We start from the raw sequence: 9234 nt of genomic DNA, 5'->3' as shown, positions 1-9234 counted from the left end.
GGCGGCGGGCGCACCGGCGGCGCCGGGCGCGGCGGGGGCGCCGGGCGCGGCGAGGGGGGCACCGGGGGCCGAGGGCGGGGGCGGTCCGGCCGGTCCGGCCAGCACCGTCGCGGCGTGGTGCACTCCGCCGCCGGGAGTGCCGGGCGCACCGGGAGCCCCCGGGGGCTTCGGCGCACCGGGGCCCTGCGCGACCACGTCGTCCGCCGACACCACCTGCGTCGGGGCGTACGCGGCACCACCGCCGGACGAACCGCCCGGCGGCACCGGGCTCCCGCTCCCCGGAGCGCCCGGAGGGCCGGGCGGGGGCGGCGCCGACGTGCCGCCGCCGCGCGACGGGCGCGCGCCGCGGTCCGCGGCGCCCTCACCGGGGGCGCCGGGGGCAGCGGGGGCCGGAGGCGGGGGCGGGGGCGGGGTGTCCGGTCCGCCCGCGGCCGGGGCGGCGTGGGGCGTGCCGCCCGGAGGCGCCGGGGGAGGGGACGGCGGGCCGGGGGGCGGGGTCCGCCCGGCACCGGAGTCCCGGTCCGCGTCCGGAGCGGGACCGGAGGGGCCGCGGTCCTGCGGGTCCTCCACGGCCGGGGCCACCGTCGTCCGGGGCAGCACGCCGCTCTCCGGCAGCAGCGCGGTCTTCGCCTCCGGGCTCGCCCGGGGCGGCTGCGGGGCGTCGTCGTCCTCGTCGCTGCCGCTGATCGGCGGCGCGAACACCGTCGCCGGGGGCGCCACCGAGCCCAGGTCCCTGCCGCTGCCGCTGGTGTCCGCCGCGTCCCACGGGGAGACGCCCGGAGGCGTCGCGGAGGCGGGCGGGGGCGGGGGCGCGGGCTCCGACGGGGGCGCGGGCTCCGGCTGAGGGGCGGGGGCCGCGGAGGCGGCCGGGGCGGGGGCCGGGGGCGTCTGCGGCTCCTCGCCCCGGCGGTCCGCGATGCCCAGCTGGTCCGCCGCCTCCTGCAGCCACTCCGGTGGCGTCAGCAGGAACGACGTCGCCTCCAGGTCCACCCGCCTCGGCGGAGCGGCCGGCGCCGGCTCCGCGGCCGGCGCCCCGTACTCCTCCTCGTACCGGCGGATCACCTCGCCCACCGGCAGCCCCGGCCACAGCGTCGTCTCGCCGCTGTCCCGTGCGATCACCAGCCGCTGCCGCCCGCCGCCCGTCGACGGGCCGTCGGCGCGGTCCTCCGCCCACGCCACGAAGCCCAGCCCGAACTCCCGCACCCGCACCTCGCGGTGCTGGTACGCCGGGACGCCGCCGTTGACCCAGCGCTCCGCGCGCTCCTGCGCCTGCGCGAACGTCACCACCGCGCTCACCCCTCCACCGGGACGGCACGGGCGAACCCGCCGTCCACCATCAAGCCCGCCACGGTCTCCAGCTCCGGCGGACTGCCCGCCAGCCGCAGCAGGAACTCGTCGAAGTCCGCACCGCACGGCAGCAACAGCTCGTCCACCCGCTGCTGCACCGTCAACCCGTCGCGGTCCCGCACGTCGTCGTAGGCGCAGAACCACACCGATCCCACACCCTCGCCGCGCACCTTCACCGCGACGATCCCGCCCTGCACGAACCCCACGCCCAGGTAGTCCTTCGTCAGGTGGTCCCGCAGGCACTTGTTCACGTACACCAGGTCGTTGACCGCCGCCTCCTCGCGCACCGTGAAGAACGGCTGGTCCACCAGCAGCCCCAGCTCCGCGTCCAGCGCCACGCCCACCGGCGCGCAACCGCCCGCCGCCTTCAGGAACGACCGGTACGCCTCCGGCAGCCGGTACCCCAGGGACTCCTCCACGTCCAGCACCTGCTCCTCGGAGACCGCCACCCGGTGCGGCACCTCGAAGTGCGCCGGGCGCGTCTCCTGCAGCGGCCGCGTCCCCCGCTTGCCGTGGTCCACCGCCGCCGTCGCCAGGCCGCCGTGGTGCCGCAGCAGGGCCTTCACCTCGGCCGGCACCAGCTCCAGCCGCCGCGAGTGCGCCACGTGGTGCCACGTCCAGCCGTGCGGCGTCGCCACCGGCGGCAGGTCCGCCCACAGCTCGTGGCCCTCCGCGTGCAGCGCCGCGTTGGCCGACACGTAGTCCGTCAGCCGCAGTTCGTCGACACCGAAGCCCTCCGGGGGCTCGGCGATCTCCACCGCGGCCCTCGCGTACGGGGAGAAGTCGGGGAAGCCCCGCTCGTCCACCCGCACACCTCCCGGATGGCGAGCGGCCCGCACCGGATCCGGGAAGTGCACGACCTGCCCCGAATAGGCCGTGTTCGGCGGCGCGGACTCACCCTCGAACCGGGAACCGGGAGAGACCCCCAGCCCGGGCCTGCCTGTCGTCATGGCGGTGCCCCTCTGCTGGCAACTGGCTGATGAGCGCCGAAGAGCGCTGACCCGCACAGCCTAAGCGCAACCTCCGCGGCCGGTCCCGCCCCGTCCCGCGCCCCCCGGCAGGCCCCCACCGCGCCGTCACCGGGCACCCACGGCACCACCCCCGCGCACCCCGCGGCGCACACCCCCGCCCGCACCACGGTCCGTCACGACGCGCCCCGACACACCCCGACACACGGCCGCGACATGCGCCACACGGCCCCAGCTTTCCCAACGGCCCGCCCGTTTGGCACTCTGAACCGACGCCATCGGGGGGATGCGCGGGGAGGAAGCCCAACCATGCACGCCACACAACACCACAGCGCAGCCCGCTCCGGAGACCCCCGCGTCAGCTGGGGAGCGGCCGACGACGCGGCCCCCGTCCCCGTCCAGCGCCGCGACGGCATCATGCCCACCGTCGCCGCCGCCCTCTCCGTCAAGGGCCGGACGCTCACCTGCACCGCCGGCAAGGCCGACCGGCCCCCCGTCCACCACCCCCTCGTCCAGGACTACCTCGACACCCTCACCGCCCCGCAGCGCGAACGCCACACCGGGCGCTGCCCCGAGGCCGTCCTGCTCTCCCGCTACCTCACCTCCGCCGAGGCCGCCCGCAGCAAGCGGGCCAGCCGCAGGCCCCTCTCCACCGGAGAGGCCCGCAAGGCCCTCAAGGGAGCCAAGATCACGGCCCGTCGCATCCGCGAGGACGGCGACCCGCGCCACGGCAGCTACGCACCGCCCTGCCGCTCCTGCACCGCACTCCTCGCCCACTTCGGCGTCCGCGCAGTCGACCCCACAGGAGAACGGTGACCACCACCCCCGCCCCCCGGCCCGTCCCCGGCCCCCGCGACACCAGCACGCGCTTCTCCGTGCCCGTCGACGCCGCGCTCCGCGCCGCCGGCTGGCGCCCCGGCCGCCGCGACATAGCGCAGGCCGAGGTCTGGGCCGACACCCTGCGCGACCACCGCTCCCCGGCCGGGCACCGCCACGCGATCTTCCCCGCGGCCGTCGAGGCCTGGGCCGAGTTCGGCGGTCTCCACATCGTCAGCGCCGAACCCGGACGCCACATCGCGCCCACACCGGTCCACATCGACCCGCTGCGCGGCCTCCACTGGCCCCGCACCCTCTCCGACCTCGGCCGCGCCCTCGGCACCCAGGTCGCGCCCCTCGGCGAGGAGGACAGCGGCAACGCCCTCCTCGCCATCGACGCCCAGGGCCGCGTCTACAGCATCGACCACACCGGCGACTGGTACCTCGGCCCCACCGTCGACGCCGCCCTCACCGCACTCGTCACCGGCACCCGGCCCGCCCGGCTGCCCCGCGACCCGGGCTGACCGGCCCGGGGCACCGGGCCCGCCGGGTCGGGAGCCGCTCACGCACGGCCCGGGGTCACCCCCGGTCCGGGATCACCGCCGACACCCGGAAACCCCCCGCCTCCGTCGCCCCCGAGACGAACCCCCCGCCGAGCGCCGTCACCCGCTCCCGCATCCCCACCAGGCCGTTCCCGCCGCTGGGCAGCCCCGCGTCGCGCACCCCCTCCGACGGCGCGTCGTTCTCCACCAGCACCGCCACCTCGCCCGCGCGGTGCGCCAACCGCACCCGCGTGCGCGCGCCCCCCGCGTGCTTGTGCACGTTCGTCAGCGCCTCCTGGACCACCCGGTAGGCCGTCTGCTCCACCCGCCAGGCATACGACCGCACCTCCCCCTCCACCGAGAGCTCCACGGCCATCCCCGCGGCCCGCGACTGGCCCACCAGGGCCTCCAGGTCCTCCAGGCACGGCCCCGGGCAGTCCTCCTCACCGGGGCCCGGCGCCGGATCCCCGGCCGCGCCGCCGGACGGACCCCGCACCGCGCCCCGCCCGGCGACGGCGGCCGCCGCCCCCGCGGCCTCCGCCACCCGCGCCAGCGGCCGCTCCTCGCGGGCGTCCCCGGACGCACCGCCGCCGCCGTCCCCGCCCGGGCCCCCCGGCGCCGCCGGCTTCGCCTCGTGCGACCGCAGCACCCCCAGCATCGTCCGCAGCTCCGTCAGCGCCTGCCGCCCCATGTCGCCGATCAGCGCGGCGTTCCTCGACGCCTTCTCCGGATCCTTCAGGGCCACCGCCTGCAGCGCCGCGGCGTGCACCACCATCAGGCTCACCCGGTGCGCCACCACGTCGTGCATCTCGCGCGCGATCCGCGTCCGCTCCTCGTTGCGCGCCCACTCCGCGCGCTCCTCCGCGCGGTCCGCCAGCAGGGTCAGCTCCCGCTCCAGGCCGTCCGCCCGTTCCCGCAGGCTCTCCACCAGCCGCCGCCGCGCCCCCACGTACAGGCCCAGCAGCACCGGCGGGGCCGTCACGCCCAGCGCCATCAGCAGCACCATCAGCGGCACGAACCACCACGACGGGTCGTAGTCCCCGTACGTGTCCGCCACCAGGCTCTGCCGCAGCCGCACCAGCGTGATGACCAGCGTCCCCGCGCCCTGCATGCCGGCCAGCAGCACGATGATCCGCCGCGGCACCTCCGACGCCGCCAGCGTGTACAGCGCCACCGTCCCCAGCACGTACCCCATCTCGGCCGGTGTGACGGCCAGCGCCACCAGCACCACCGCGATCGGCCACCGCCGCCGCAGCACCAGCGTCAGTCCGGCCAGGCCCCCCAGGCCCACCGACAGCCACACCGGCAGCCCGGTCTCGCGTGCGAACGGCACCCCCTGCGCCGCGCACTCCAGGCCCGCCACCACAGCGAGCACCACGTCCAGCACCGCGCTCCGCCGCCGCTCCCACCACAGCGGCCCCCGAGGCGCATCACCCTGGTCACGGGCCTCGACGCTTTCCCCCGTCTCGGTCATACCGCCCAGCCTACGACCGGTCGCCACCGGTTTTTCGGGCGCCACCACCCCAAAACCCCGCACGCGAGAGGGGGGCCGGGAGCGCGGCACCGCGCACGTGCGGGGCGGCGCCGGCCTCTGCCGTCGCGTCGGGGGCCGGTGGTGCGGCATAGTAGTGGGGGCCGCGCGGAAGCCTGAGGAGGCGTCTGATACGGCCTGAGTCGCCATCCCCTGTGGTGTAATTGGCAGCACAATGGTTTTTGGTGCCATTTGTCCAGGTTCGAGTCCTGGCGGGGGAGCTCGGAACTCCTGTGCGGGCCCCCGGTCTTCCGACCGGGGGCCTTCGTCGTGCCCGCCGCTCCCCGTGCCCCCCGGGGCCGCTCCGGCCGCCCCCACCTGCTCCACCCGGGGCCGGGGTAGGGGCAGGAGGCACCCTCGGGGCCGTTTCCCCTAAGGGGGAGGGCCCCCTTCCTCCTCCCCCCGTCTCGTCCCGCGGCAGGACGAGACGGGAGGGGGCCCGTCCCTAGCCTGAGGGAGGGCTGCCGGAGCGGCGCGGTGGGGGTAGCACCCCCGCGGGCACGGTGCCCGGCCCCATCGCGGCGCCGGCCCGCGTGCACCAGGCTCGTGCACGACGGCTCCGCGGCCGTCCGGACGACGTCGTGGACTTCGGGGGCGTTCCGACCCCCCGCAGGCGATATGAGGAGACATACCGTGACAACGGCTGTAGCGAATCCCAGGACCGGGGGCAGTGGAGGAAGCACGGCCGTGGCCGCGCGGGCCAGGCAGGTGGTCAAGGCGTACGGCGCCGGCGAGACGCGGGTGGTGGCGCTGGACCACGTGGACGTGGACATCGCGCGGGGTGCGTTCACCGCGATCATGGGGCCCTCGGGCTCCGGCAAGTCCACGCTGATGCACTGCATGGCGGGGCTGGACTCGGTGACGTCCGGGCAGGTGTGGATCGGCGGCACCGAGCTGTCCTCGCTGAAGGAGAAGAAGCTCACGCAGTTGCGCCGGGACAAGATCGGCTTCATCTTCCAGGCGTTCAACCTGCTGCCGACGCTCAACGCCCTGGAGAACATCACGCTGCCGATGGACATCGCCGGCCGGAAGCCGGACCGGGAGTGGCTGGACAGGGTCGTGGAGACCGTCGGCCTGTCCGGGCGGCTCAAGCACCGGCCCAACCAGCTCTCCGGCGGGCAGCAGCAGCGCGTCGCGGTCGCCCGCGCCCTGGCCGCCCGCCCCGAGATCATCTTCGGCGACGAGCCCACCGGCAACCTCGACTCCCGCGCCGGCGCCGAGGTCCTGGGCTTCCTGCGCAACTCGGTGGACGAACTGGGCCAGACGATCGTGATGGTGACCCACGACCCGGTGGCCGCCTCGTACGCCGACCGGGTGCTGTACCTGGCGGACGGGCGGATCGTGGACGAGATGCAGCGCCCGACGGCGGAGGCCGTCCTCGACCGGATGAAGGCCTTCGACACGTTCGGGCGGGTGTCGTGACCGTTCTGAGGACATCGCTGCGCAACTTCGCGGCGCACAAGGGCCGGATGCTGCTGAGCGGCGTCGCGGTGGTGCTGTCGGTGGCGTTCGTGTGCGGGACGCTGGTGTTCACCGACACGATGAACACGACGTTCGACCGCCTGTTCGCGCAGACGGCCGCGGACGTGACGGTCTCGCCGGAGGCCGCGCGGAACGACGAGCTGCCGGACACGGGGAAGCCCGCGACGGTCCCGGGATCGCTGCTGGAGGAGCTGGAGGGGGTCGAGGGGGTCTCCTCGGTGGCCGGCGGCGCGTTCAGCATGAGCGTGACGGTGGTGGACTCCGGCAACGAGAACATGGGGTCCTCCACGGGCGCGCCGACGATCGCGAGCAACTGGACGGAGATCGACCGGCGGTCGATGGAGGTCACCGAGGGCCGGGTGCCGCGCGGCCCGGGGGAGGTGATGGTCGACGCGGACACGGCCGAGCGGCACGGGCTGGAGCTGGGCGAGGAGCTGCGCACGATCTCGGCACTGGGCGACTTCCGGGCCCGGATCGTGGGCACGGCGGCCTTCCGGTCGACCAATCCGGGCGCGACGGTGGTCTACTTCGACACCGAGACGGTGCAGAAGAGGCTGCTGGGCGAACCGGGCGCGTACACGGCGGTGTCGGTGACGGCGGCCGAGGGCGTCGGCGACGAGGAGCTGAAGAGGAACGTCGTGGCGGCGCTGGGCCCGGGGAAGTACAAGGTCCAGACGCAGCAGGAGTACGCGGCGGAGAGCAAGGAGGGCATCGGCTCCTTCCTCGACGTGATCAAGTACGCGCTGCTGGGCTTCGCGGGGATCGCGCTGCTGGTCGGGGTCTTCCTGATCGTCAACACGTTCTCGATGCTGGTGGCGCAGCGCACCCGGGAAATCGGCCTGCTGCGGGCCATCGGTTCCAGCCGCCGCCAAGTGAACCGCTCGGTGCTGGTGGAGGCCCTGCTGCTGGGCGTGCTGGGCTCGGTCCTGGGGGTCGGCGCCGGGGTGGGGCTGGCCGTCGGGCTGATGGAGCTGATGGGCCTGGCGGGGATGAACCTGAGCACGGACGACCTGACGGTGGTGTGGACCACGCCGGTGGTGGGCGTGGCGCTGGGCGTCGTGGTGACGGTGCTGGCGGCGTACCTTCCGGCGCGGCGCGCGGGGAGGGTGTCGCCGATGGCGGCGCTGCGGGACGACGGCCTGCCGGCGGCGGGCAGCCGGGTGGGCCGGGTCCGCTCGGGCATCGGCCTGGCGCTGACGCTGGCGGGCGCGGGCGCGCTGGCGGTGGCGGCGGGCTCGCAGGAGGCGTCGAAGGGGTCGGCGTTCCTGGGGCTGGGCGTGCTACTGACGCTGGTGGGCTTCGTCCTGGTGGGCCCGCTGCTGGCGTCGCTCCTGGTGCGGGTGCTGGGCGTGGTGCTGCTGAGGGCGTTCGGCCCGGTGGGACGGATGGCGGAGCGGAACGCGCTGCGCAATCCGCGCCGTACGGGGGCGACGGGTGCGGCGCTGATGATCGGCCTGGCGCTGGTGGCGTCGCTGTCGGTGGTGGGCGCCTCGCTGGTGGCGTCGGCGGGCGAGGAGCTGGACCGCTCGGTGGGCGCGGACTTCATCGTGCAGTCCACGTCGGGCCCGGTGGTGCCGGAGGTCGTGGAGAGGATGCGGGCCACGGAGGGCGTCGAGCACGTCACGGAGTACCGCGTGCTGGAGGCGGAGCTGACGCCGCCGGGCGGCGGGCCGGTGCGGGAGGGGCTGACGGCGGCCTCCCCGACGTACGCCGGGGACCTGCGGGTGGAGACGGTCGAGGGCGAGCTGCCGGCGGCGTACGAGCGGGACTCGATGTCGGTGCCGGAGGACTTCGCCGAGCGCCACGGCGTGGGCATCGGCGACCGCGTCGAGGTGGACTTCGAGCGCGGCGGCACGGCGACGCTGACGGTGCGGGCGATCACGGCCGCGGACACGAGCGTGGACCGGGGGGCGCTGTACCTGAGCACCGAGACGGCCGGGGCGTACGTCCCCGGGGACCGTATGCCGCTGAACACGATGCTCCTCGCGAAGGCGGAGGAGGGGCGGGCGGACGCGGTGTACGCGGCGCTCAAGGCGGAGCTGGAGCCGTTCCCGCAGTACGAGGTCCGCAACCAGGCGGACTACAAGGAACTGCTGGAGGACCAGGTCGGCCAGCTGCTCAACATGGTGTACGGACTGCTGGCGCTGGCGATCGTGGTGGCGGTCCTGGGCGTGGTGAACACCCTGGCGCTGTCGGTGGTGGAGCGGACGCGGGAGATCGGGCTGATGCGGGCCGTCGGGATGTCGCGGCGGCAGCTGCGGCGGATGATCCGGATGGAGTCGGTGGTGATCGCGCTGTTCGGCGCGGTGCTGGGCCTGGGCCTGGGGCTGGGCTGGGGCGTGGCGGCGCAGCGGCTGCTGGCCCTGGAGGGGCTGAGGGTCCTCCAGGTGCCGTGGCCGACGATCGCGGCGGTGTTCGCGGGGGCCGCGCTGGTGGGGCTGGTGGCCGCGCTGGTGCCGGCGTTCCGCGCGGGCCGGATGAACGTGCTGGGCGCGATCGCGACGGAGTAGCGGCGCACCGCGGGCCCGGGGTACGCCCCGGGCCCGCG

At 75.8% G+C, this 9234-nt stretch carries 6 protein-coding genes, 1 tRNA gene and 1 pseudogene; 5 read left to right on the top strand and 3 right to left on the bottom strand.

What is annotated here, in order from left to right; genetic code table 11:
- A pseudogene (locus tag ACFSJS_RS27785) lies at positions 1–1287 on the bottom strand (SUKH-4 family immunity protein); the annotation flags it as partial.
- A 5-nt stretch (positions 1288–1292) separates the two neighbouring features.
- Entirely contained in the window at positions 1293–2297 is a 1005-nt protein-coding gene (locus ACFSJS_RS27780; protein WP_380905247.1) for an SMI1/KNR4 family protein, read from the bottom strand.
- 327 nt (positions 2298–2624) lie between these two features.
- On the opposite strand from ACFSJS_RS27780, the gene ACFSJS_RS27775 reads away from it, so the two are divergent.
- Both ACFSJS_RS27775 and ACFSJS_RS27770 read left to right on the top strand, forming a co-directional pair.
- Entirely contained in the window at positions 2625–3131 is a 507-nt protein-coding gene (locus ACFSJS_RS27775) for a YwqJ-related putative deaminase (RefSeq protein WP_380905246.1), read from the top strand.
- Positions 3128–3655 carry an SUKH-3 domain-containing protein gene (locus ACFSJS_RS27770; RefSeq protein WP_380905244.1) on the top strand — a complete coding sequence of 176 codons (528 nt, stop codon included), beginning with the start codon at positions 3128–3130 and terminating at the stop codon, positions 3653–3655. The genes ACFSJS_RS27775 and ACFSJS_RS27770 overlap by 4 nt, the downstream gene beginning before the upstream one ends.
- Positions 3656–3710: 55 nt before the next feature.
- Here ACFSJS_RS27770 and ACFSJS_RS27765 read toward each other — a convergent pair whose 3' ends face one another.
- Entirely contained in the window at positions 3711–5147 is a 1437-nt protein-coding gene (locus ACFSJS_RS27765) for a sensor histidine kinase (RefSeq protein WP_380905242.1), read from the bottom strand.
- Between the two features lie 206 nt (positions 5148–5353).
- Here ACFSJS_RS27765 and ACFSJS_RS27760 point away from each other — a divergent pair.
- The 3 genes from ACFSJS_RS27760 to ACFSJS_RS27750 all read left to right on the top strand — a co-directional run bounded on the left by ACFSJS_RS27760 (position 5354) and on the right by ACFSJS_RS27750 (position 9196).
- Positions 5354–5425 (top strand) — tRNA-Gln (locus ACFSJS_RS27760).
- 397 nt (positions 5426–5822) lie between these two features.
- Positions 5823–6626 carry an ABC transporter ATP-binding protein gene (locus tag ACFSJS_RS27755; RefSeq protein WP_380905240.1) on the top strand — a complete coding sequence of 268 codons (804 nt, stop codon included), beginning with the start codon at positions 5823–5825 and terminating at the stop codon, positions 6624–6626.
- The gene (locus ACFSJS_RS27750; RefSeq protein WP_380905238.1) at positions 6623–9196 is read left to right on the top strand and encodes an ABC transporter permease; all 2574 of its coding nucleotides are present in this window, start codon (positions 6623–6625) and stop codon (positions 9194–9196) included. Before ACFSJS_RS27755 ends, ACFSJS_RS27750 begins: the two co-directional genes overlap by 4 nt.
- Positions 9197–9234: the final 38 nt, after the last annotated feature.

Origin of the sequence: Streptomyces desertarenae (assembly GCF_042681365.1) — a bacterium.
Taxonomy (GTDB): Bacteria; Actinomycetota; Actinomycetes; order Streptomycetales; family Streptomycetaceae; genus Streptomyces; species Streptomyces desertarenae.
The sequence above is the reverse complement of the archived record's forward strand: the minus strand, read 5'-3'. Positions and strand labels throughout refer to the sequence as shown.

Coding starts and splice junctions, on each gene's coding strand:
- ACFSJS_RS27765 (WP_380905242.1), bottom strand. CDS start 5,147: ATGACCGAGACGGGGGAAAGCGTCGAGGCCCGTGACCAGGGTGATGCG.
- ACFSJS_RS27775 (WP_380905246.1), top strand. CDS start 2,625: ATGCACGCCACACAACACCACAGCGCAGCCCGCTCCGGAGACCCCCGC.
- ACFSJS_RS27780 (WP_380905247.1), bottom strand. CDS start 2,297: ATGACGACAGGCAGGCCCGGGCTGGGGGTCTCTCCCGGTTCCCGGTTC.
- ACFSJS_RS27755 (WP_380905240.1), top strand. CDS start 5,823: ATGAGGAGACATACCGTGACAACGGCTGTAGCGAATCCCAGGACCGGG.